This is a genomic window from Periweissella cryptocerci, from assembly GCF_004358325.1.
GTDB lineage: Bacteria > Bacillota > Bacilli > Lactobacillales > Lactobacillaceae > Periweissella > Periweissella cryptocerci.
The window spans coordinates 2206462-2232322 of record NZ_CP037940.1; the positions used below are offsets into that span (position 1 = coordinate 2206462).

Here is a 25861-nt window from a genome sequence, read left to right on the forward strand (position 1 = left end):
AGCGGTAAAAATGACAATTAAACCCGCAAATTCTGATGGTGTTAAATATTACCGGATTTCACCAAGCTTTAGTAATTTCGATGGAACGGTCGGGATTAATGGCTTTCGCATTGATAGAGCCGGGATATTCTATATACCGCATCCGGTGAGTGAGTAACAGGTAGCAATATATATTCAAATCATCTAAACAAAAAAATAGCCGTTGAATCCGATAAAGGGTTCAACGGCTATTATAATTGTGCTAGAAATATCAGATACTAGTGGCAGTGCCGGCCCTCGTTACTTGAGTTAACCTCGAATTTTTCATTAATGGCGAGGGTCATCGGATGCCGTAAAAGATTTTTGAGTGGGGACGACTTAGCATTGAAAAGCCAGCGGTTTAAGACCACCGTAATCCCAATTAAGATGGCTTCGTTTTCGCGATGAGTGATGACGAGTTCATTATATGGGCCTTGCGCAAGGACTGTCGGCTTAACGGTTAATAGCAATTCTTGTCCATGGTAGGCGTGATAGATTCCTGATGCTAAACTACCATTAATTAGCCAACTTAAGCCCCGCACATAGACAACGTCAATCAGTGAGCCAAGGGATAAACCAATTGAGCCAACCGTTTCGTGATTGGTCTTGATTTCAAAACGAGGCAAGAGCCCGTATGAAGTTTGCTCCATTTCAACGACTAGCTCGCCTAAGTCATTATAGATATGGACAAAAGCGTTGGCACGACCAAATTGCCCAGTCACTAAGTATTGAGCTTTACCGTCAACATCGCGGACTGTCGTTGCAGTCTGTTTGCTTGAACTATTCTGCTGTTTTAAGTATAGTTTACGCATAGCTTTATCCTTCTACTGACTAATTGTTAGCAATCCTTGAACATATCTGTTATTCTTTATTCTAACATGAAAGCGGATAAATTTAATTATTGTGTAAACATTCACAAGATGTTAAGATATTATCGAGATTGGAAATTAAATATGACACCTTTTATTCATAATGATTGGTGGCCAATTTTGGCCCCGGTCTTGCAAACGCCCGAATTCAATAAGTTAAGTGAATTTGTCCATCAAGAATATGCAACTGCAAATGTTTATCCACCGAAAGCCGAAGTTTTTGCGGCGTTTGAGCGGACCGGCTTTGCGGATACAAAAGTTGTAATTCTCGGTCAAGATCCTTATCATGAACAAGGACAGGCGCAAGGCCTAAGCTTTTCTGTCGCACTAGGTATCAAATTACCACCAAGCTTACGCAACATCTATCAAGAATTGAACGATGACCTTGGTATTAAACCGGTCGAACATGGCTGCTTAATTCCATGGACAAAGCAAGGTGTGTTGCTACTGAACACGGTTTTGACAGTTCGTGAAGGGGCAGCCAACTCGCACAAGGGTCACGGATGGGAAACAATTACTGATGAAGCAATTCGCGCTTTATCAGCTAAACCTGAGCCAGTTGTTTTCATTTTATGGGGGAAACCGGCACAATTGAAGCTGAAGTTGATTGACCAGACGCGTAATTTTACGATTACAAGCTCGCATCCATCGCCACTGTCTTCATATCGGGGTTTCTTTGGGTCAAAACCATTTTCCAAGACTAACGAGTTACTAGTTTCAGTTGGTGAAACGCCAATTGACTGGCAACTTCCCGCACAACCGATTATAGATTGATAACTTAAATTTTTTGGAGGCATTACAATCATGGAACTTTTCGAAGAATTACAAAGCAAGATTACTGGTACGAACAAGACAATCGTTTTCCCAGAAGGTGAAGATGTCCGTGTTCAAGGTGCAGCAGTGCGTTTAGCAAAAGATGGCTTGTTGAAGCCAATTTTGCTTGGGGCAACAGCAGATGTTGAAAAAACCGCTGCTGAAAACAATTTTGATTTGAGTGGTTTGACTGTCCTTGACCCAGCAACATACCCAGCTGAAGATTTAGCTAAGATGGTCGCAGCATTGGTTGAACGTCGTAAGGGTAAGACAGATGAAGCAACTGCAACTAAGTGGCTCACTGATGTAAACTACTTCGGTACGATGTTAGTTTACATGGGTCTTGCCGACGGAATGGTTTCAGGTGCTACACACCCAACTGGTGATACTGTGCGTCCAGCCCTCCAAATCATCAAGACTGCTCCTGGTTCATCACGGATTTCAGGTGCCTTCATCATGCAAAAGGGTGACGAACGTTATGTCTTCTCTGATGCAGCTATCAACATTGATATTGATGCACCAACAATGGCCGAAATTGCTGTCCAATCAGCAGCAACTGCCAAGGTCTTTGGCATTGATCCTAAGGTTGCAATGCTTTCATTCTCAACTAAGGGTTCAGCTAAGGCTGATCAAGTAACTAAGGTTGCTGAAGCGACTGAATTGGCGCATGAATTAGCTCCTGAATTAGCGCTTGATGGTGAATTACAATTTGACGCGGCCTTTGTGCCATCTGTTGGTGCTTCAAAAGCTCCAGACTCAGATGTTGCCGGTCACGCCAACGTCTTTATCTTCCCCGACTTGCAATCAGGTAACATTGGCTACAAGATTGCCCAACGTTTGGGTGGTTACGAAGCGATTGGACCTATCTTGCAAGGTTTGGCTAAGCCAGTTTCTGACTTATCACGTGGTGCTAACGAAGAAGATGTCTACAAAGTTGCAATCATTACTGCAGCTCAAGCATTAAACTAATTTAAATATGAACCAGGGGAGCAACGGTTTTAACTTTTGTTTCCCGGTCAATGGTTTGATTTCTACCGTATTCACGAATAGGGAGAAATTAGGCCATTTTTTTATGGAGTGCGAGTCATCATAATTTGTTGTAAAAACCAAGAAAAAATTATATCTATACCGCTCACATTTGATACAATCGGTTGCAAGCGTATTAGAATGGGCATAGTGGAATCTTGTGAAGTAAAAGATATAGGCATATTTGCGAAGGTATGTCTTTTTTGTGTATAAAGTGTGCGGTTTTTGTAAAGCGAGTGTTCAGATTCGCATTTGAGCTAAAACGTTGCTATACTGGAATTTATGGCATGGCTGACAAGATATTTTTTATTAGGTTGAACTTTTTTTCACAAAAGGGTTGCACAAACTAAAAAGATGGTATATCATAGGTCTTGTTAAGAAATGCACAAACAATATTCAAGCAAAACAAAGGGGATACCAAACATGGCTGAAACTGTAAAAAAAGCTCCAAAAAAGCCTTTAACTGAAGAAGAAAAGGCACAAAAAGTAGCCACTGCTGAAGCATTAGCAGAAAGCTTAGTTTCAAAGGCTCAAAAGGCCGTTGAAGAATTTTCAACATTCTCTCAAGAACAAGTCGATAAGATTGTTGCTGCAATGGCTTTGGCCGGTAGCGAAAACTCATTACGTCTTGCTCATGCGGCTCACGATGAAACTGGTCGTGGGGTTGTTGAAGATAAAGATACTAAGAACCGTTTTGCATCAGAATCTGTATACAACGCAATTAAAAATGATAAAACTGTTGGCGTAATCAACGAAGACCCAGTTACTGGTAAGGTTGAATTAGCTGCTCCACTTGGTGTATTGGCAGGGATCGTTCCTACTACTAACCCAACTTCAACAACTATTTTCAAATCAATGTTATCTGCTAAGACTCGTAATGCGATTGTCTTCGCATTCCACCCACAAGCTCAAAAGTCATCAGCACTTGCTGCACAAATCGTGTTAGATGCCGCTGTTGCTGCTGGTGCACCTAAGGACTTCATCCAATGGGTTGATGTTCCTTCACTTTACAACACTACTGCATTGATTCAAAACCGCGGTATTGCTTCAATCTTGGCTACTGGTGGACCTTCAATGGTTAACGCAGCCTTGAAGTCAGGTAACCCATCAATGGGTGTTGGTGCCGGTAACGGTGCTATCTACATCGATTACACTGCTGATTTGGAACGTGCTGCTGAAGATTTACTTCTTTCAAAGCGTTTCGATAACGGTATGATTTGTGCCACTGAAAACTCAGCTGTTATTGATAAGAGCGTTTACGCAACTTTCATTAAGCAATTAGAAGCACAAGGTGCCTATGTACTTCCAAAGGCTGACTATGACAAGTTGGCTGACTACGTATTTAACGATAACCACGGTGTTAACGGTCCAGTTGCTGGTATGAGCGGTCGTTGGATTGCTGAACAAGCTGGTATCAAGATGCCAGAAGGTAAGGATGTTATCCTTGTTGAATTGGACGAAAAGAACATTGGTGAAAAGCTTTCATCAGAAAAACTTTGCCCAATCTTGTCAGTTTACAAGTCTAACAGCCGTGAAAATGCAATCGCGATTGTTCGCGCATTGTTGAACTACCAAGGTGCAGGTCACAATGCTGCTATCCAAATCGGTGCTCAAGACGATCCTTTTGTTAAGGAATACGCTGACGCCGTTGAAGCTTCACGTATCCTTGTTAACCAACCTGACTCAATCGGTGGTGTTGGTGACATCTATACAGACGCATTACGTCCAAGTTTGACACTTGGTACAGGATCATGGGGGAAGAACTCATTGTCACACAACTTATCAACTTACGATTTGCTTAACATTAAAACTGTCGCTCGTCGTCGTAACCGCCCACAATGGGTTCGTTTACCAAAGGATATCTACTACGAAAACAACGCCATCACATACTTGCAAGAATTGCCAGATGTTGATCGCGCATTCATCGTAGCTGACCCAGGTATGGTTCAATTTGGTTTCGTTGACAAGGTTCTTGATCAATTCGCATTGCGTGCTGACCAAGTTAAGACATCAATCTACGGTTCAGTTCGCCCTGACCCAACGATTAGCCAAGCTATCGATATTGCTAAGCAAATGGCAGAATTCCAACCAGATACTGTGATCGCCCTTGGTGGTGGTTCAGCTCTTGATGCTGGTAAGATTGCTCGTTTCTTATACGAATACTCAACTTCACACGAAGGTATCTTAGAAGATGCTGAAGCACTTAAGGAACTCTTTACTGAACTTCAACAAAAGTTCATGGATATCCGTAAGCGTATCGTGAAGTTCGAACACCAACGTAAGACACAAATGGTTGCTATTCCAACTACTTCAGGTACTGGTTCAGAAGTTACACCATTCGCTGTTATTACTGATGACGAAACTCACATCAAGTACCCATTGGCTGACTACGAATTGACTCCACAAGTTGCCATCGTGGACCCATCATTTGTTATGACTGTTCCTAAGCGTACTGTTGCATTCTCTGGTTTGGACGCATTGTCACACGCCCTTGAATCATATGTATCAGTTATGTCTTCAGACTACAACCGTCCATGGGCATTACAAGCAATCAAGTTGATCTTTGAAAACTTGACTACTTCATACAAGTACGATCCAAAGAACCCAACTAAGGAAGGCCAAAAAGCACGTGAAAACATGCACAACGCATCTACTTTAGCTGGTATGTCATTCGCCAACGCATTCCTCGGAATTAACCACTCATTGGCTCACAAGACTGGTGGAGAATTCGGCTTGCCACACGGTTTGGCAATCGCCATTGCTATGCCACACGTAATTAAGTTCAACGCAGTTACTGGTAACGTTAAGCGTACTCCATACCCACGTTACGAAACTTACACTGCACAAAAAGATTACGCTGACATCGCTCGCTTCCTTGGCTTGACTGGTAAAGACGATGCTGCTCTTGTAGACGCATTGCTTGCTAAGATTGCTGACTTGGCTAAGTCAGTTGAAGTTGAAACTTCACTTTCAGCTAACGGCGTTGACAAGAAGCACTTCGAAGGCGCAGTTGATAAGCTTGTTGATCTTGTTTACAACGACCAATGCACACCTGGTAACCCACGCCAACCTTCATTAGAAGAAATCAAACAACTTTTGAAGGATCAATTCTAAATCTGGACACCTGCTGAGAAAATGCAAGCTTGCTTGTAATTTTCGAAAAGGAGTTGTTGTAGGAATTGAACGACGTTGAGTTTCACATAAACTTAATAATAAAAAGAGATTTCACTCCGGTGGAATCTTTTTTGTTGCCTAAAAAATTAAAATGGCTCTATTCCGTCTGACGTGGAATTTATAAAATGCGATGAGATGTATGATGCCACTGCGTGCCTGAAAATCACATTGTGCACCGAGATGGAAGCACATGCCCAAGCTGCTTGCTTATGCCTGAGGTACGGCAACGCAAAACATTCCAGCAGTTTGTTTGCAACAAACAACTGAATCTAATCAAAACCCGATTAGATTAGCCTTCCAGGCTGAATGTCTGTCTTGGGCAATTCGGGATAGCTGGCAGTCTAATGGCTAAAGCCAAAAGACTGCTCATCTACCCTCAGCGACAAACTCGACACGTGGTGTCACGTCCCATTTCGGTGTAAAGCCTGCCGGCCACAAAGTGATTTTCAGGCACTCCGCTAAGCTTGTGGCGACAAGAATTACGGTATATTACTAGTCAGACTGCCTACTCAAACTAACGAAGAGGCTGGAAACAGGCTGGACTTTAGCTCGCACCGTGATGGCATAATCAGTAACGGGTTTCGTTACTGATTATGGATTTGTGAAGATGGTTAGCGCGTTAGCGAACCAAGCTTCGCAAACATTTGAAGACCGCACTGTGGCTTCAAATGCTTGTCTTCCATCGCGGTGTCCAGACTGTTTCCAGCATCGTAGTGGGAATCGATCTGAGACACATATCCAAATTCCACGCTAGAAAAAATTTAGCCATTAAAATTTAACACAATGTAAATGGGGTTCTACCTATTTTAGTGTGAGAGTGTCGTTTCTATACTTTTCAATCATCCAATTACTGAGGTTATATTGTCAGTGCTTTTTCCATGTTGCTGCGGTCTGTGATTGGTAACTATTTTTCGCTAGTTTGAGCATTACTCCTAACTAACGAAGTGCCGGTAATTTACTGGCACGTAGTGGGCAATTTTATTCAAACCCACGTCAGACGAAATAGAGCCGCAAATAGCCCCGATTTCTACTAAAGTAAAAATCGAGGCTATTTGTAGGAAATAAATATCACTTGTATGATTCCAAATGTCATTAAATGTGTGCCACAAGCGTTTTAACGAAGTCTACCAAGATTGTTTGGTCATCTTCGCTGAAACGGTTCAAAGAAGGTGAGTCGATGTCTAAGACACCTAACTGCTTGCCATCGTTAGTAACTAATGGGATGACGATTTCTGAGTTTGAAGCGGCATCGCAGGCGATGTGACCAGGGAATTCGTGCACATTAGGCACAAGGATTGGTGCTTGTTGGGCGAAACTAGTTCCGACAACACCTTTACCGGGTTTGATGTGCATACATGCGACTTTACCTTGGAATGGTCCAAGAATTAAATCTTCACCAGCTTCATCATAAAGATAGAAGCCAGCCCAGTTTAAGTCAGGAATAGTTTGCATCAAGAGGGCCGATGCGTTTGCTAAGTTAGCAGTGAAGTTAGTTTCCTCATAGAGGAGGGCGTCGAGTTGGGGTACGAGCAATGAATCAATAGTGGTTGCCGTCATGTCAGAAAGCCTCATTTCATTAGAAAATATTAATGTTAATTGTATCAAGTTACTGATAAAAAACAAGTAGCATATTGAACTTTAAGCGTGTGAATTGCTGTGCTATGATAAAAACAATAACAATTTTGTGTGGGGGTAAATGATGATTAATAACTACGATGAGGCAGTGGCGTACATTCACAGCCGTTCAGTGTGGAAGAAGACGCCAACTTTTGCGCGGATTACGGCACTCTTAGCGGCATTGGATAACCCGCAAGAAAAAATTAAAACGGTGCATATTACGGGCACCAATGGTAAAGGGTCAACAACTGCGTTTTTACGGAATATTTTACAAAGTAACGGTTTAACCGTGGGGACGTTTACTTCACCATTTATCACGAAATTTAACGAAAGAATTAGTTTAGATGGTGTGATGCTGTCAGATGAAGCAATCCTTAAGCTGGTGCAAAAAATCGAACCGATTGTGGCAGAACTTGATGAAAAACTTGCCGATGGCGGACCAACCGAATTTGAAGTTATTACAGCGATGATGTTTTACTATTTTGCGACTAATCCAGTTGATATTGTGTTGGTTGAAGTGGGGATTGGCGGTACTTGGGATTCAACGAATGTCATTACACCATTATTAAGTATTATCACTTCGGTTGGTATGGATCACATGCATGTGCTTGGGAATACATTGGCCGAAATTGCTGACCAAAAAGCTGGCATTATCAAGCCGGGGGTACCAGTGATTTACGGTGGCTCAGTCACTGATGAAGCCGGCAAAGTGATTGCAGAGGTTGCCGCAAAACAAGCGTCGCTGCTATATACATTTGACAATCTTGAAATAAAGCTTGCTAAGGCGAATTATCAATGGCAGGAAAAATTTAGCTGGCAATTGGGGGATGCGGAACTACTTTCTACCATGAAGCCCCGCAAATTGCCAGACACGGTAATTTCATTACTGGGTGAGCATCAAGTGGCCAATGCGAGTCTCGCAATTTTGGCTTATTATTATTTGGCCAGCCAACATGTTGTGGCATTTGATGTTGCTACTTTGCGTGCGGCACTATTTGCTACTACTTGGCCAGCACGATTTGAACGGTTAAATGACGAGCCATTAGTAGTTATTGATGGCGCACATAATGTACCAGCAGTGACGCAACTGGCGACTTTGTTGCAGGATCACTTTGCAACCTTGGATACGATTCATGTGATTTTTGCCGCGCTCGCTGATAAGCAGTTTATCGAGATGGCCGAATTGTTAGTAGCCGTACCAAATGTCAAATTACACGCTACGGAATTTGCCGGGCCGGGGAAACGTGATATTGCTGATGAAGACTTGTTAGCGGAACGTTTTGGTGACCAAATTGACACGTATGAAACGTGGCCTATCGCGTTGGCCACGGTACTTGATGACCTTGGCGATAACGATATGATTCTCCTGACTGGATCGTTGTATTTTGTGAGCGAAGTGCGCGCATACTTTAAAAGTTTAGCAAATTAAAAAATAATCGAACTCCTTACGTATATTACTTATATAAGCTAATTTACGAAGGAGTTTTTTTATGATGACTGAAAATTTTGTGGCGCCTGTAAACGAATTATCCATGAATGAACTACTGGATCAATATTTTTGGTCACATGGTTTTGAACAAACTGCGCGTGAACGTGCGATTGCTGAGTTCTTCAAATATTTTCCAAATGAACTGGCGTATCAGCAAGCAGACTACCAACGGTTGCAAGCATTTATCGCCATCAATCCTAATGTTTATGGTTCTTTGGTGGCAACAATAGAACTGGGAAAACGAATTGGTAACGCGACACCAGATATTTTGGGCCAAGTATTGTCTAGCAAAATGTTCGGTGAACAATTAATCAAGGAAATGCATATGTTGAGCCAAGAGCAACTCTGGTTATATTCATTGAATGCCAAACACGAAATTTTGGCAAAGGATATCATTCACATTGGGACACTCAGCACGTGCCCATTTCATCCACGGGATATTTTCCGCCGGGCCTTGCAGTTAAATGCCGAAAGCATTGTCATTGTCCACAATCATCCAAGCGGGCAAGCACAGCCCTCACACAACGATGTGGTGTTGTCACAAAGACTTGTCAATTGTGGGCAACTCTTTAATATCGCGGTACTTGATTCATTCGTAATTGGTTTTCACGAATACCGCAGTTTACGTGAAGAAGGGCTGATAAACGCAGCAACGTCACTGGATTAGCGCAGTTGATTTGCTAATGTATTAGCTAGATGCGCGTATTATTTTCAGGTACGCAATGGCGAGTAAAGATATTAAGGATTGGTAAGATGGACATTAAGATTATAGATGTCTAATGATATTTGATATAATGTACTTATCTCAAATATATGGAGGACAATTTATTATGACACTTATTATTATCTTGATCATTGTAGTAGTCATTGCACTTGCTTGGATTTCAATCTACAACGGTTTAGTAAAATCACGGATGCACACTAAGGAAGCGTGGAGCCAAATTGACGTGCAATTGAAGCGCCGAAATGACTTGATTCCTAACTTAGTTGAAACGGTTAAAGGTTACGCTAACTTTGAACAAGGAACATTAGAAAAAGTTGTTGGTTTACGCAATCAAATCGCGCAAGCACCAGCTGGTAACCAAAATGAAACGATGAAGTTGTCGGATCAAATGACTTCATCAATCAAAGGGATTTTTGCAGTTGCGGAATCATACCCTGATTTAAAGGCCAACGAACAATACAAGCAATTGATGGAAGAATTGACGAACACGGAAAACAAGATTGCGTACTCACGTCAACTCTTCAACACGACAACTGCCAGTTACAATGCTAAGTTGCAGACTTTCCCAACTAATGTACTTGCTGGTATTCACCACTTTGAACCAAGTGAATTCTTGGAAACGCCAGCGGAAGAAAAAGCGGTGCCCAAGGTTTCATTTGGAGCTGACGGCAAGTAGGTAAGGAGACTAACATGTTATTCGATCAAATCGCGCAAAATAAACGGCGTACGGTCTATCTGTTAGTTGGCTTTACTATCTTGATGCTTTTGATTGGGGCAGCCGTTGGTTACTACGCCGTTGGTTCAATGGAAGTTGGGCTGATTGCTGCGGCTGTGATTGGTGCGATTTATGCATGGATTATGATTGAACAATCTACTGAAATTGTGATGAGCATGAACCACGCCCGAGAAATCACGGATAAGAATCAAGCACCCCAATTATGGAATGTGGTGGAGGACATGGCGATGGTTGCCAACGTGCCAATGCCACGGGTGTTTATCATTGATGATCCGAGTCCAAACGCATTTGCCACGGGTAACAGTCCGAAGAATTCGGCGGTTGCTGCAACTACTGGGATTTTAGCGCGCTTGAATCGTGAAGAACTTGAGGGCGTAATGGCGCATGAAATGTCGCACGTCCGTAATTATGATATTCGGATTTCAACGATTGCCCTCGCATTAACGGCAGCGATTTCATTACTAGTTAATATCGGTAGTCGCTTCTGGATGTTTGGTGGTAATCGTAAAAATGATAGTAAAAATGAAGGTGGCGGCCAAGCGCAATTAATTATGATGGTTGTGTCAATTGTCCTGATGGTTCTTGGACCAATCGTGGCGACCATCGTGCAATTAGCGATTTCGCGGAATCGTGAATATTTGGCTGATGCCAGTGCGGTTGAACTTACCCGGAATCCCCAAGGGTTGATAAGTGCGCTTAAAAAGATTTCTGATTCAGAACCGATGCAAAATGCTGATCCTAACTCGGCGGCACTTTACATCGAAGATCCAATGAAGAAAAAATCAATGGCGCACTTATTTTCAACACACCCAGAAACTACAGATAGAATTGCTCGCTTAGAAAAGATGTAAGAGCGTATCAATAAATCATAAAAAGTCGTCATTTACGCGTTTGAAAACGTTGAAATGGCGGCTTTTGTTTTGTATTAATGTAAAATGTAGATGCGTAAGTTAGTAGTATTGGAAATTGTGAATATGGCAGTAGGTAACATTTTCGGGCATAGGTTGACTTGCGCTGCGATTAATTGTAGGCTACAGGTGTAAGCGGTTTCAAATCAGTGCTAATTGTAACGCTGATATTTAGAGATTCATCAACGAAATGGGGAGTAGATAGTGGACAAACAAGCGATTAAACAAGAAATAACTAATGGCAAAACCGCATTAGGAATTGAATTGGGTTCAACGCGGATTAAGGTTGTCTTAGTAGCATCTGATTTTTCAACAATTGCAAGCGGGGGCTTCGATTGGGAAAATAAGTTAGAAGATGGTAACTGGACGTATTCATTGGAAGATATCTGGGCAGGGGTACAGGCAGCATATGCCGAGGTCGCCCAAAAAGTTGGTGATGAGTATGCCGAATTACAATCAATTGGTTCAATGGGTTTTTCGGGAATGATGCATGGGTACATGGCATTTGATGACAAAGGTGAATTACTGGTACCATTTCGGACATGGCGGAATTCAAGTACGTGGCGAGCAGCTAAGATGCTTTCAAAACTATTTAATTTCAATATTCCACAACGCTTCAGTATTTCACACCTGTATCAAGCCATCTTGGATCAAGAATCACATGTTAAAAATGTTGATTTCATCACGACCCTAGGTGGTTATATTCACTGGAAAGTTACTGGTGAAAAAATTCTCGGTGTCGGGGATGCGTCAGGTATGTTCCCAATTGATTCAGTTACGGATCAATTTGATCATAAAATGTTACAGAAATTCCGTAATTTAAAAGCGGTACAACAATATCGATGGGATATTGCTGATGTCTTACCAGCAATTCGGTTGGCAGGTGAAGAAGCCGGACATTTAACAGCGGCTGGGGCAGCACTTATTGACCCAACCGGTAATCTCCAACCTGGTTCGATTGTTGCCGCCCCAGAAGGTGATGCCGGTACGGGAATGGTAGCAACTAATTCAGTTAAGCAACGAACAGCTAACATTTCAGCTGGAACGTCAGCGTTTGCGATGGTGGTGTTAGAAAAGCCGCTCGCCCAAGTTTATGAAGTCATCGATATGGTGACGACACCCGATGGTTCAGCTGTGGCAATGGTTCATGCCAATAATTCATCTTCCGATATTAATGCGTGGGCGAAGTTGTTTGGTGAATTTGCCAAAGCGATTGGAACGGAACTTACGTCAACTGAGTTATATAGTGCTTTGTTTAACTCAGTTAAGGAGTCCCAACCCAACGCGGGTGAATTATTAAGCTATGGGTATTACTCTGGAGAAAATATCACGGGAATGGATGAAGGACGCCCATTGTTAGTCCGGACACCCACTAGTGAGTTTTCATTGGGGAACTTAATGCGGATGAATCTGTACTCGGCCTTTGGTGCGATGAAGATTGGTTTAGATATTTTGAAAGAAGAAGAGGTTACGACTGATAGTGTAGTTGCCCAAGGTGGTATTTTTAAGACACCAGTGATTGCCCAATCGATTTTGGCCGCAATTATGGGGGCACCAGTGACAGTCATGGCTAACGCCGGTGAAGGTGGTCCTTGGGCCATGGCGATTCTGAGCCAGTTTGTGACGATGCGCGATGCCGATGAAAAGCTTGCTGATTTTTTGGATAACAAAGTTTTTAAGGATGTTAAACGGACAACCCTTGAACCTGATCAAAATGACGTGATTGGCTTTGCTGAGTTCATGAAGAATTATAACGAGGGACTCATTATTGAACGTGCAGCGATTGAACATTATCCTGCCAAGTAAATCTTTAGATACGCGAAATGAAAAATGTGAATAGGGATTCAAAATCAGTATTTAATGATTTTGAATCCCTATTTTTGGCCTGTAAGTTATTAAAATGTTAATTACCATCGATTAATTAAACGCGCGCTAAAAGTAAGCTTCGGTAAATCTTCACATACTCGAGGGCTCATCTTAAGTATTTTCAAATTAATTTGGGAAAATTGATTATCCAAAAAATGAATTATCTTAAGGAGAATGAGTACATGAAAAAACAAGTAATTGTATCAACGGGGCTTGCCTCAGCAATGGTTATCTCAACCCTCGCCGGGCCGGTAGCGGTGTTAGCTGATGTGAAGCCTGAGGAATCGCGAGTTGAACAAAAAATGAAGAGCAAGGCTGGTAAGGGGACAGACGTGAGTTCGGAGCAGTCGAAGAAAGCGTTGCAAGAATTCCGTAAAGGGATGCCAAACGGGCCTAAGCTTGGAACAAACAAACAAGTGCCGACTAAACGAACTGAACCGGTAACCAAGCAACGTCAAGCCGCTAAAATTGCCCGGATTGGGGAGGGTAAGGCGTTTGAGCAACTTATTCCTGATGCGGAACTTCGGGGTGGAATTGCGACATATGGAGGATATAAGGAAGGGGAAAATCTGATATCGGATGATGTTACGATTTTAAATGAATCAGATGATGCAACGGCAGTAAAACAGGTGTTAGCAAAGATTACTTGGTTATGTTTATATCAGCAAGACACTTATTCTGTGACAAATTTAACAGGTATCAATAATTTAACTAATTTAGAACATTTAGATTTTGATAATGATACTAATGTTGGGGTAAAACATAATATTAAATCAATAGCTTCAGGTACGTTCGCGAACATGAGTAAATTAGACATTATATATCTTGATGGGAATGGATTAGAAAGCATTGATCCAGATGCGTTTGAAAATAACGATAAGTTGAGGTACCTAATTATATATGACAATCCTTTAACTGACTTCGATTTTTTACACCCATTATCACTGAATATGAATGTACAAGCCGGTTGGAACAAAAGTGTGATTTGGCAAGATAGCGTGAAACTACTCGCTGAGACCAACGGGGTACCGATACCTGTATTTTTGGATAATAGTGGTATGGACATGCAGAGAGTGGTAAAGTTGACCGCTAAATTTAAGCAACAATTACAAGGTAATCACGCGTATGATGATGAGTTAAATAATATTGATTATTCGTATCTGAATCAAAACGAGACGTTTAAGCGATTGATTCCAGATGGTGGGCTTCGGACAGCAATCGTAGAAGCTGTGGATGGTGAAGCTCAAAAAATTCTGAATGAGTCTGATTCGGAAGCGACCATTAAAGAAGTTTTGAAGTCGATTAATAACCTTCAAAATTATGGCGGCGAGGTAACCATTAGAAGTTTAGATGGGATAAATAATTTAACAAATTTGGAATACTTATATTTGGAAGACCAATGTATTGTAGAACTGAAAGCGAATACGTTTGCTGATATGGACAAACTAAGCAGGCTATATTTATCTGATAGTGGAACTACTAGTATTGATGAAAACGCGTTTGCTGGATTAACAAGTTTGAAGTACTTAGACTTCTACAATGGCTTTGAGCAAGTAAAGTTGAAAGCAAAAACATTTGCACCTTTAAATAATTTAGAAGAATTATATTTATACAATTGTGACATTAGTACAACTAATTTCGCCAACTTGACTAAATTAATAGAATTTGGATTAGGTGGTAAGCTAGGACTTACCAAACTAGACGCAAAAATATTTGCTAAGATGACTGCATTAGAGTATTTTGATTTGTACTATAGTTTGATTACAGAAATTGATGAAAATACATTTGTTGGCTTAGATAAATTAAAGTCGGTATATCTGGAAAATAATTCAAATTTGACTAATTTCGACTTTTTACACGCATTATCGGTAAGTAGCAACTTGGGTACAAGTACCGAAGATTGGGAAAGAAGCTTAGCTTGGCAAGATTCAGTTAACGAGCTAGCCGTAAGTTTAGGCGTAATGCCATTAGAATTTATAGGAAGTACAAGCAGCACTGCGATAGCTTGCGCTAAGTTCAAGCAAGGTTTGAATGTAATTAAAAATACTCAAAATGTCGGTGGTGTTACAAACAACGATGCCATTAAAGCTGCTCAAGATGAGCTGAAAGCCGCAGTTGAAAGTGGCGATGAAGCACAAATTAGTACGCTTAAGAATAACCTCTATAATTTAATTAATACTGAAATCAAGAGTACATCGGATTCGTTAATCAAGAACGCCAATAATAACGCAGCCGTCAAAACTGCCTTGGCTGCCGTTGAAACTGCTAAAAACAATCATGATTATGGAAACATGGCGACATTAATCAATAACTTGAAGACCGTTGTTGCGACGTACAAGACTGCGACAGTAAATAATGCCAACAAGCTATTAACACATCAATCAGTTAAGACCGCCGGCGCCAACACCAACATCGCGCGGGCCAAGACTAATTTACAAAATGCGCTCAATGCGACCGGTAAGAATTATGATCAAATTGCCGAGTTGACGCAAAAACTGACGGCGGCCATCAACGGGACAACCATTAAGCAAGTTAAGGTGAGCGTTGCCAAGAGTTACCACAAAAATAATTACATCACGGTAACGACCACAAAGGGCAACAAAGTCACGGTTAAGGCGGGCAACAAGGTTGTCGCCACTATGACTGCCAAGTCAGACAACAAATTCAACATCAAAATTAACGGCTTAAAAGCCAAACAAAAATTAACTGTCATCGCTGAACGTAATGATGAAGCAACGATATTACACACGACGACGACCGTTACTCACCAAGTGACAGCTTCACCAAAAGTTAAGGCTAAGAAGCTAAAGGTTAAGGGAAAGCTAGTTACTGGAACCGTGAAAAAGGGTTCAACGGTTAAAGTGTACAAGGGCAAAAAATTGATTGCCGAGAAGGTGATTAAAAACGGTAAGATTAAGATTACCTTGAAGAAAAAGTACGCTAAGAAGACGAAGTTGAAGATTACAATTCAGCATGATCACGCAAATGGGTTCGCAAGTAAGACTTGGACTGTTCGTGTGAAATGATTTTATCTGAAAAGAAGTGGGGCTTGGACGAGTTATGTCTTAAGCCCCACTTTCTATTTACTACCATATACTGCTTAAACGAGTTAGCGTTGAACGCTTGCTTACCTAGGGTGCAAGATGAGCTATACCAATCATTATCAACGTGTTAAAAATAGCAGTGATTAAGACACAGCATACCACTTATACAACAATAAATACGGATTATTTACAAAAAGTAAGGAATAATTATGAATTTGCTAAAAAGCCTATCTTTATGAAATGGAAACGGTTACACTTTGGATATAGTAAAGAAGCAAGGGAATCACATAAGCCTTGATTGCCAAGCTCGATACTTGAAACTCCTGGGGGAACAAAATGTATCATAACTTATTGTGGCTTATATACCAAAGGGGATTATCTAATGGGAATCTTAGAAAAGATGAGCTTAGCCGGTAAAAATGCTTTCGTAACGGGGGGAGCACGAGGTATCGGTAAGAATTACGCAACTGGACTTGCTGAAGCAGGCGCCAACGTTGCGATCATCGATTTAAATATTGATTTAGCAAAGGAAACAGCTGCTGAATTGTCAAAATCAACTGGTAACAAAGTGATTGCGATTAAAGCAGATGTTACTGATCCAGACCAAGTCAACGAATTCGTTGATAAGGTAGTAAAAGAATTTGGAACATTGGATATTGCGGTTAATAATGCCGGGATTACTTTGTTGGAAGCGGCCGAGACAGTTTCTTATAAAGACTGGCAACGTGTCATTGATTTGGACTTAACTGCTGTATTCTTAGGTTCACAAGCTGCTGGTAAGGTGATGTTGAAGCAAGGTAAGGGGGCGATTATTAATACCGCCTCAATGTCTGGTTCAATTATCAATTTGCCACAAAAGCAAATTTCATACTCAGCTGCTAAAGCTGGTGTAATCATGTTATCTAAAGCCTTGGCTGTTGAATGGGCTGAACGTGGAATCCGTGTTAACACTATTTCACCAGGTTACATCGGTACCGACTTAACATTGGGTGACCCATACTTGGGTACTATCATCAAGGATTGGGAAGCACAATCACCAATGAAGCGGATTGGTCGTCCTGAAGAATTACAAGGTCTGATTGTTTACTTGGCTGGTGATACAGCTACGTTTACAACCGGTGAAGATTACTTGATTGATGGTGCCTTTACGGCAATCTAATCAATAAATAATGGGAGGTCGTAATTTTGTACGACCTCCCATTTTCTGTAAAGACGAGTTGCTAGCGCAAGCAACAAAAGTGTGACTCATTATTGAGAAACACGTTAGGGGGGCGCATGCTAGAACAATTAAAAGAGGAAGTTTATGCAGCTAACATGGAATTACCAGCTGCTGATTTAGTTAAGTTTACTTGGGGGAATGTTTCCGGAATTGATCGGGAAAAAGGTTTGTTTGTGATTAAGCCATCAGGGGTTGATTATGCTGATTTAACTCCCGATGCAATGGTCGTAGTTAATCTGCAAGGTGAAATTGTTGAAGGCGAGTTAAATCCCTCAAGTGACACCCCAACGCACGTGGTTTTGTACAATGCTTTTCCAGATATCGGGGGAATTGTACACACGCATGCGCCATGGAGTGTGGCATTTGCTCAGGCGGGGATTGATATTCCAGTATCTGGAACAACACAAGCCGATACATTTTATGGCGATATTCCGGTTACTAAACAACTGACTACGGCTGAGATTGACGGTGCGTACGAGGAAGAAACTGGTAATGTCATCGTTCAAACATTTAAAGACCGACAGCTTGATCCTAATCAAATGGGCGCAGTGCTCGTAAATGATCATGGACCATTTACTTGGGGAAAAACACCTCACGATGCTGTTTACAATGCAGTTGTCTTGGAAGAGGTTGCAAAAATGACTTATCATACTTTGCAATTGAATCCACACAATATCCGAGTACCACAACATTTATTGGACAAGCACTTCTTGCGTAAGCATGGTGCCGGTGCGTATTACGGGCAAAAGTAAATAGTTCAAGTAAAAAGGCCAAATAATTGGCCTTTTTCTGTCCAAGATGGATTAATTTGGTTAATCTTACGTATAAAAGGAACGGGGAGACGATATGTTTATATATTTAGTAGCGTTGATTCCAGTAGTGACTTGGGGTTCGTATGGGATCGTGGCCACAAAGCTCGGCGGCTCAGCTGGGCAACAAACATTTGGAATGACGATTGGTGCGATGGGATTTGGTTTGATTGCATTCGTGGCGTTCATTATTCCACAAAATATTAATGTTTCAGCACACATTTGGATTGCCGGAATTTTGTCTGGCTTACTGTGGGCGGTAGGACAAGCTGGTCAATTTACGGCATTTAAGGCAATGGGAGTTTCAAACGGTTTTCCGTTTTCAACGGCCGGACAAATCGTGGGTAATGCGGCGTTGGCTGCCACGATTTTAGGCGAGTGGTCATCTGCTAGAACGTGGATTTTTGGAACAATTTCAATTATGCTAGTCGTTGTCGGAGCGTTTTTGACCGCAAAACGTGATAAAGCAATTAAAACCGGTGATGACGAAACAAAAAGTGAAACGACGCGTGGTTTGATTGCAATTTTGATTTCAACCGTTGGATATTCAGGATATTATATTATCCCCAACTACATGCGTAAAATTGGTTATATTTCACATGAAATTGCCAATAAAAATAACGGTATTGATTTTGTCACTGCTACAATTTTCCCACAGTCTATTGGGATGGTAATTGGGGCATTTCTAATCGTAATTCTGTTCATGCGTGAAGGCAAAACGATGTTTAAAGCACCAACTTGGCGGAATATGCTCCCTGGGGTTATCTGGGGAATTGGTAACTTGGCAATGTTTATCTCAGCAGCCAATCCAAAATTAGGTCAAGCAATGGCTGTGACGATTTCACAAATGGGAATTATTATCGGGACATTTGGTGGAATCTATATCCTACATGAAAGTAAAACTAAGAAACAAATGGTATATATTGTGATTGGAGCAATCCTGATATTGATGGGTGGAGCGCTAATTAGTAATTTACCAAAATAATTTTGCGGGTTCTACCGCTGAATACGAGCATCAGCCGAAGTAAATTTGGTTGGTGCTATTTTTGACACACATTTTAATCGTGGGGAACGTTGGGTATAATTAAGCAAATTAGGCCGATGTTTATTCACTGACATGACGGAATTAAAAAATGAAAGATATGTTTGCACCATTGCGTGATAAGCCCTGCTATACAAACATAGGAGTGATAATTATGACTAACAAACAAGTCCGCACCCGTCGTGATATTATCCAAGCGTTGCGCGAATTATTAAACACGACGCCGTTTGAAAATATTACGACTAAGCAAATTTGTACAACTGCCTTGGTACACCACAGTACTTTTTACCGTTATTTTACAGACAAATACGATTTACTGAGTGCCTTGATTACTGAATTATGTGCTCAGTTTGATGGAAAAATGAGTGAAGCGACTGCCATGGCAGAGCGGATTAGCCTAATTGTGCAAAGTAATCGGGTGATTTTTAAAAATATTACAGCCAGTCATGCGATGTATTATGAATTAATTCAGATTATCAGCAAGTTACTGCGTGAAAGTGCTCAAAATACTCCGGCTGCTAATGATGATATCTTGATCAAGTTAATCAAAAACTCACCACATCCAGAAATTGCGAGTTACTCATTTGCCGGAATGCTCGTCGGCGTACTAGTTAAATGGACTGAAGATCCTAGCACCGCACAGCCGGCGCGCCTAAAGCAATTTATTGAAGATGTGCTGAATGATTTGAGTAATTTGGCATAATGCGCCACTTTAAGCAAAGGTGCGCTTTTTGCACAAGGTAGCGGGTACCGTTGCTTACTGGATTGATAGCTAACATTTATACTTCACGTAATGACGAAAAAATAGGGAGGCAGCATTGACTACATAGTGGTTAATGCTGCTTTCAGATGATGGGTGAGGTAAAGCAATGAAAAATGTAATTATTACAGGAGTTTCATCCGGAGTGGGCGCAGATACCGCCAAAGCCTTCGCACAGCAAGGCTATCAAGTATATGGCCTCGCGCGACGAGCTACCAGTCAAAATGAACTGGCAGCGCTGGGTGTTAAATTAGTTGATGTTGATTTAGCTGATGAAATTCAGATTGAGCAGTTCGTGGCAACTGTTACGGAAGTACAAACAATCGATGTATTGGTAAATGTCGCCGGTTTTGCAGTTAATGGACCAATCGAAGTTGTGCCAATTGCGACCGCAGAACAAATTTTCCAAGTTAATGTGTTTGGTGCCTTACGGTTAACGCGTTTACTGTTACCAATCATGCGCCAACAACAAACCGGTCGGATTATCAATATTTCCTCAATTTTAGGTGAAACATACCAACCGTTGATGGGGTGGTATGCCGCTAGCAAGCACGCGTTAGAGGCCGTAACGGATGCTTTGCGTTTAGAAGTTCAGGCATTTGGAATTGAAGTGAGTTTGCTCCAACTAAGTGGTGTTGCGACACCAATGACAAATGGGGAACCAGATTTCACGGCACAAAACACAGTTTATGAACCGTTGGCACAATCAATGAGGAAAGCGTTTATGCAGGGCTGGAAATATAATTTACAACCTAATGCTGTCGCAAAATTCATTTTACAAATTGCCGAAGCACGAAAACCCCACGCCCGTTATGCACGTGGCTTTGGGGCTAAATTGTTAATTGGAAGTCATCGGCTACTACCAACCCGGGTCTTTGATCATGTAACACTGAAAATGTTACGCACAATGGGGAAATGAAGCGGTAAAGCTCTGGTAATTTTAAGTAGTGATAAAGCTCGTTTGTCTGTAAGCGTGCTGAATCAGAGATGTGTAAAGTCGGCGACAGTCATGTGATTTTGAGAATTTGTTAGCTAGTAGTTATATTCACGCTAACGAAGTACCTAAGGAAAATGTTTTTCGGCGGAGCGAACACCGTGAATGGGAAGTGATTTATCACTTCGCTCAAGGGAAATGAGGAGAGTTAGCGCTTTAGCGATTACTCTCCCAGTTCTCGCCGACTTTCTAAGACTACAGGCTTAGAAAGCTTGGCTTCCATCTCGGTGCGAAAAACATTTTCCGTGGTACGTAGTGGCAGTAAAACAACAACAACACCAACTACAATAAAAAAAGCTCGCTTGAACGTAAATGTTCAGGCGAGCTTTTAGCATGTTAGAAAAATTCCGGGGTGACATCTTTAAGCCGAGCATCCCAGTCAACAGCAGGATACTTACGGACCAAGGCTGCTTTTAACATCCGTAAGGCAAGATTACCGTTCCGAGTTAAGATTGGACCGTGGAAATAAGTTCCATAAACATTCTTATAGATAACACCTTCAGAGCCATCTTCACCATTGTTACCGTTCCCAGCAACTACGTCACCCAAGGGGCGTTCATCACTACCAAGGAATGTTCGACCTTGGTGGTTTTCAAAGCCGTGGTATTCCTCACCAGTTTCTTGGTTTTTGATGGTGATGTTACCGATAAAACGGCTGTGTGGTTGGTTCAAAGTGTAGTGATCCATCGCACTGATACCGTCAATCCGGGTACCATCTGCCAATAAGAAATAATCACCAAGTAATTGATAACCACCACAGACGGCAACTAGTGGGCCATCATTTTCGATGAACTTTTTGACTTCATCACCAATGCGGGCAAGGTCAGGGGCAACAACTGATTCTTCATAATCTTGACCACCACCGAAAAGTGCGAAATCATAATCATCGGCATGAAATTCATCACCAAGTGAAATCAAATCCGTGGTGACGACGACGCCAATTTGGCGAGCATAGTAACTTAGGGCAATAATATTACCGTAGTCACCGTACGTATTCATGAGGTCGCCATATAAGTGGGCGGCCCGAATGCTATATTGTGTGTCAGCCATTATTCCATGCCTCCTTTGATATAACCTTTGTCAGCTAATTCAGCCCGCAATTGTAGCATAGCGGTATAAGTTGCTAAGATATAAACTTTTTTTGTGGGCACTGATTTAATTGCTTCGACACCTTGACTCAAATCAGGGTAAATTTCTTGGTCAGGGAAGCCGGCCATTTTTAACCGGACATTGAAGTCTTTGTAGCGTTCACCACCAGTAATAACGTGCTTGATACGTGTATCGTGGAGCTTTTCAAAATTTGCATCCCAGATCCATGATGTGTCGATTCCGTCTGCGTAATTGGCGTTCAAAAGGGCCATCAATGAGTAATCGTCTTTTTCAGTTGCGACCATATCGATCGTTTGGTTAGCACCAACCGGATTTTTGATGAGAACAATGGTCACTTCCTTGCCATCAACGTTAATTGTTTCTTGACGGCCAAAGATTTGCGCATTTGATTCAAATGCATGGTGGATTTGTTCGGGTGTTACGCCGAAGAAGCGCCCAACCGTGTAAGCCGTTAATGCGTTGTAAATATTGTAGAGACCACCAACTTCAATTTGGAAGGTGGTGCCATCAATATCGAAGTTTGAATATTTAGGGGTCAGCTCATTAACTTTAGTGACACAGTTTGTCAATTCTGGTCGCTTGAAGTCATCGGTTGTTGAGTAGTAATCCCCCAAGTTAGCATACGTAATGTAGTGATAATGCAAAATGGAGTTATCCGTTGGTGAGAGGACACCATCCGTATTGGCTGGTGCAGTAATATCACCAACAGAAGGCTGTGTTTTAAAGCCATAAAAAATCCGTGGATTAGGCAAGTTATCGCGCCGGAAAATTGGTGAATCACCGTTAGCGATAATCGTTGCATCTGGTGCGGCCGCAATCCCGTCAATTATCTTTTGATAGGTGGTATAAATTTCGCCATAGCGATCAAGTTGGTCGCGGAAAATATTAGTAAGCACAAATGCTTTTGGCTTAATGTATTTAGTTAATAAGACAATATTTGCTTCATCAACTTCTAGTACAGCCAAAGGTTTAGAACCATCTTTAGGCATTTTAGCAGTCAACAAAGTACCAGTAATACCTTGAATCATGTTTGAACCGGATTTGTTGGTGATAATATTGCCAAACTTTTCTTGAAGCACACGGGTAGTTAATGCCGTCGTTAAAGTTTTCCCGTTAGTCCCCGTAATCATAATCACATCGAAATTATCAGCAATTGATTTCAAGACGTCTGGGTCGATTTCGGTGGCAATTTTACCGGGTAATGAAGTCCCCCCGCGGTGTAAAACATCGTGTAAGGCCCAATATGACGTTTTCCCCATAAATGTCGCTAATGAACTGCGAAATGTCATGTCGCTATACTCCTCATCGTTTTATTGCGTTAATAAATTTATACGCGCTTAATTAGCAATCCGTTAGATAAAAGCTCAACTAACATTGCTTTAACCAATTCCATATTATACATGTTTGGGCAAGACAAGGGTAGTCGGGCTAAAGCTTCAGATAAATTTAATCGCAGTTAGCTTATTTGTTTTAGTCAGCTGTCCTGGTTTTTGGCGGTGGCGGTGCGACGATTGACTTTGAAAGACCTTACCAGAGCGTAACACGCTAAAAAGTGCGGTTACGATTAACAATCACCCATTTAACACGCGATTCGAGATTTTTAGATACCGTCTTTGGTAATTTTCAGCTATAATGGACAACGGTATTGAAAATTACGATAGTGGTGATTTTTGACAGATGAAATTAAATGCTCAGTTAGGGTTAATGGTACGTTTTGAAGAAGTTTTTCTATTAAGGAAGTATCATTAGGTTAATGAAGTGACACAGAAGTTGTGGTGCGGATGAGTATTTATAATATTTAAGACTGATTAACGTAGTAAATGCAGCGATGAAAGGAAATAAACATGGCTCAATTATTTTTCCGCTACGGCGCAATGAATAGTGGTAAAACCATCGAAATTTTGAAGGTGGCGCACAACTATGAAGAACAAGGTAAGTCGGTGCTAATCTTTACGAGTGGCTTGGATAACCGTGATGGTGTTGGTAATGTGTCGTCACGGATTGGAATGACCCGTCCGGCGACTCCAATTTATGATGACACAGATGTTTTTGAAAAAGTTAAAGAATTAGATACGCATGCTTCGGCAATTTTGATTGATGAAGCCCAATTTATTACGCGCGAAAATGTCTTGCAATTAACCCGCGTTGTTGATGAATTGCATATTCCTGTGATGGCATTTGGTTTAAAAAATGACTTCCAAAACCACTTGTTTGAAGGTTCTGAAGCCTTGTTAATTTTTGCCGATAAAATCGAAGAACTCAAAACAATTTGTTGGTTCTGCGAACGCAAAGCCAGTTATAATTTACGCGTTAGTGAGGGACACGCCGTTTATGAAGGCGAACAAGTCCAAATCGGTGGTAATGAAAGTTACTACCCAGTATGTCGTGAACACTACTTTCACCCATTATTGGACGAGGTGAAGCGTTAACTGTGCTAGTGCTGCGTGCGTACTGGTTTAGTAAGTGCATGCTTTGCTTTTGGACAATTAACTCACTCGCCATGTGATAAGGCGATTGGTAACCTTATTACAGTGAAAATAATAGGAGAATTTATATCATGGATGAAATGTTTGAAAAATTACAATCAGTTGCTGATCGGTATGATGAAGTTGCTGAAATGTTAAGTGACCCCGAAGTGATTGCGGACACGAACCGTTTCATGGACCTTTCAAAAGAAGAAGGTTCATTACGTGAAACAAACGAAGTCTACAAGCATTATAAGGAAGTTATCGCAACAATTAATGACGACGAAGAAATGTTACGCGAAAAACTCGATCCAGAAATGGACGAAATGACTAAAGAAGAAATCAAAGAATTAAAAGCTGAAAAAGAAGTTATCGAAGAAAAGCTTAAAATCATGTTGATTCCTAAGGATCCCAATGATGACAAGAATATCATCATGGAAATCCACGGGGCTGCTGGTGGGGATGAAGCCTCATTGTTTGCCGGCGACTTGTTGAACATGTACACCCGTTACGCAGAAAACCAAGGTTGGAAGACTGAAATCATTGATGAAACCATGACTGAAGTTGGTGGGTATAAGTTGGTAGTTCTGATGATTACTGGTAACTCAGTTTATTCTAAATTGAAGTATGAATCAGGAGCACACCGGGTGCAACGCGTGCCTTCAACTGAATCAGCTGGACGTGTGCACACTTCGACGGCAACCGTTGGCGTGATGCCAGAATTTGAAGATGTTAACATCGAAATCGAAGACAAAGACTTACGGACTGATGTTTTCCGGGCTTCTGGTGCCGGTGGACAACACATTAATAAGACGTCATCAGCTGTGCGGATGACCCACTTACCAACTGGGATTGTTGTTTCAATGCAAGACCAACGTTCGCAACAACAAAACCGGGCCAAAGCAATGCAAATCATGAAGGCGCGAGTTTATGATTTCTATGCCCAACAAAATGAATCAGCATATGCTGAAGAACGTAAATCAGCCGTTGGTACTGGGGATCGTTCAGAACGTATCCGCACATACAACTTCCCCCAAAACCGCGTTACTGATCACCGAATTGGTTTGACGTTGAATAAGCTTGATCGGATTATGAATGGTGAACTTGATGATGTCATTGACGCCCTTGTGATTGCGGATCAAACTGCGAAGTTAGAAGACTTAAAGAACAACGCCTGA

At 41.5% G+C, this 25861-nt stretch carries 20 protein-coding genes; 16 read left to right on the forward strand and 4 right to left on the reverse strand.

Annotation, left to right across the window (positions count from 1 at the left end; all coding sequences use genetic code 11):
* Positions 1–257 precede the first annotated feature (257 nt).
* Positions 258–830, reverse strand: coding sequence for an LURP-one-related/scramblase family protein (locus EQG49_RS09625; protein WP_133363778.1), 573 nt, complete (start codon positions 828–830; stop codon positions 258–260).
* 141 nt (positions 831–971) lie between these two features.
* Here EQG49_RS09625 and EQG49_RS09630 point away from each other — a divergent pair, with 141 nt between their 5' ends.
* The 3 genes from EQG49_RS09630 (at position 972) to adhE (ending at position 5840) form a co-directional block, all read left to right on the forward strand.
* Positions 972–1661, forward strand: coding sequence for a uracil-DNA glycosylase (locus EQG49_RS09630; protein WP_133363779.1), 690 nt, complete (start codon positions 972–974; stop codon positions 1659–1661).
* A 30-nt stretch (positions 1662–1691) separates the two neighbouring features.
* The gene (gene pta, locus EQG49_RS09635; RefSeq protein WP_175577948.1) at positions 1692–2669 is read left to right on the forward strand and encodes a phosphate acetyltransferase; all 978 of its coding nucleotides are present in this window, start codon (positions 1692–1694) and stop codon (positions 2667–2669) included.
* 480 nt (positions 2670–3149) lie between these two features.
* Positions 3150–5840 (forward strand): bifunctional acetaldehyde-CoA/alcohol dehydrogenase, encoded by a 2691-nt coding sequence (gene adhE, locus EQG49_RS09640; protein ID WP_133363781.1) that lies wholly within the window; start codon positions 3150–3152, stop codon positions 5838–5840.
* Positions 5841–6992: 1152 nt separating this feature from the next.
* Here the strand turns inward: adhE and EQG49_RS09645 are convergent.
* Complete coding sequence (locus EQG49_RS09645; RefSeq protein ID WP_133363782.1) at positions 6993–7457, reverse strand: GAF domain-containing protein; 465 nt, start codon at positions 7455–7457, stop codon at positions 6993–6995.
* A gap of 139 nt (positions 7458–7596) precedes the next feature.
* Here EQG49_RS09645 and EQG49_RS09650 point away from each other — a divergent pair, with 139 nt between their 5' ends.
* The 11 genes from EQG49_RS09650 (at position 7597) to EQG49_RS09700 (ending at position 21033) form a co-directional block, all read left to right on the forward strand.
* Positions 7597–8946 (forward strand): bifunctional folylpolyglutamate synthase/dihydrofolate synthase, encoded by a 1350-nt coding sequence (locus EQG49_RS09650; RefSeq protein ID WP_243115704.1) that lies wholly within the window; start codon positions 7597–7599, stop codon positions 8944–8946.
* Between the two features lie 61 nt (positions 8947–9007).
* Entirely contained in the window at positions 9008–9673 is a 666-nt protein-coding gene (locus EQG49_RS09655) for a JAB domain-containing protein (protein WP_133363783.1), read from the forward strand.
* Between the two features lie 163 nt (positions 9674–9836).
* On the forward strand, positions 9837–10406 hold the full coding sequence (locus EQG49_RS09660; protein WP_133363784.1) for a LemA family protein: 570 nt from the start codon (positions 9837–9839) through the stop codon (positions 10404–10406).
* A gap of 14 nt (positions 10407–10420) precedes the next feature.
* Complete coding sequence (htpX, locus tag EQG49_RS09665) at positions 10421–11317, forward strand: zinc metalloprotease HtpX (protein WP_133363785.1); 897 nt, start codon at positions 10421–10423, stop codon at positions 11315–11317.
* A gap of 258 nt (positions 11318–11575) precedes the next feature.
* Positions 11576–13180: a xylulokinase gene (locus EQG49_RS09670; protein WP_423245981.1), complete on the forward strand. Its 1605-nt coding sequence runs from the start codon at positions 11576–11578 to the stop codon at positions 13178–13180.
* 242 nt (positions 13181–13422) lie between these two features.
* Positions 13423–16266: a leucine-rich repeat domain-containing protein gene (locus tag EQG49_RS09675; RefSeq protein WP_165964863.1), complete on the forward strand. Its 2844-nt coding sequence runs from the start codon at positions 13423–13425 to the stop codon at positions 16264–16266.
* 400 nt (positions 16267–16666) lie between these two features.
* The gene (locus tag EQG49_RS09680; protein WP_133363788.1) at positions 16667–17443 is read left to right on the forward strand and encodes an SDR family oxidoreductase; all 777 of its coding nucleotides are present in this window, start codon (positions 16667–16669) and stop codon (positions 17441–17443) included.
* Positions 17444–17559: 116 nt separating this feature from the next.
* Positions 17560–18255, forward strand: coding sequence for an L-ribulose-5-phosphate 4-epimerase (locus EQG49_RS09685; protein ID WP_133363789.1), 696 nt, complete (start codon positions 17560–17562; stop codon positions 18253–18255).
* A gap of 94 nt (positions 18256–18349) precedes the next feature.
* Entirely contained in the window at positions 18350–19297 is a 948-nt protein-coding gene (locus EQG49_RS09690) for a GRP family sugar transporter (protein ID WP_133363790.1), read from the forward strand.
* Between the two features lie 211 nt (positions 19298–19508).
* Entirely contained in the window at positions 19509–20057 is a 549-nt protein-coding gene (locus EQG49_RS09695) for a TetR/AcrR family transcriptional regulator (protein WP_165964864.1), read from the forward strand.
* Positions 20058–20223: 166 nt separating this feature from the next.
* Entirely contained in the window at positions 20224–21033 is an 810-nt protein-coding gene (locus EQG49_RS09700) for an SDR family NAD(P)-dependent oxidoreductase (protein ID WP_133363792.1), read from the forward strand.
* 411 nt (positions 21034–21444) lie between these two features.
* On the opposite strand, the gene EQG49_RS09705 is transcribed toward EQG49_RS09700, so the two are convergent.
* Positions 21445–22158 carry a type 1 glutamine amidotransferase gene (locus EQG49_RS09705; protein ID WP_133363793.1) on the reverse strand — a complete coding sequence of 238 codons (714 nt, stop codon included), beginning with the start codon at positions 22156–22158 and terminating at the stop codon, positions 21445–21447.
* The gene (locus EQG49_RS09710; RefSeq protein ID WP_133363794.1) at positions 22158–23507 is read right to left on the reverse strand and encodes a Mur ligase family protein; all 1350 of its coding nucleotides are present in this window, start codon (positions 23505–23507) and stop codon (positions 22158–22160) included. Before EQG49_RS09710 ends, EQG49_RS09705 begins: the two co-directional genes overlap by 1 nt.
* A 555-nt stretch (positions 23508–24062) precedes the next feature.
* On the opposite strand from EQG49_RS09710, the gene EQG49_RS09715 reads away from it, so the two are divergent.
* Positions 24063–24647 carry a thymidine kinase gene (locus tag EQG49_RS09715; RefSeq protein WP_133363795.1) on the forward strand — a complete coding sequence of 195 codons (585 nt, stop codon included), beginning with the start codon at positions 24063–24065 and terminating at the stop codon, positions 24645–24647.
* A 128-nt stretch (positions 24648–24775) separates the two neighbouring features.
* Positions 24776–25861: a peptide chain release factor 1 gene (gene prfA / locus EQG49_RS09720; RefSeq protein WP_133363796.1), complete on the forward strand. Its 1086-nt coding sequence runs from the start codon at positions 24776–24778 to the stop codon at positions 25859–25861.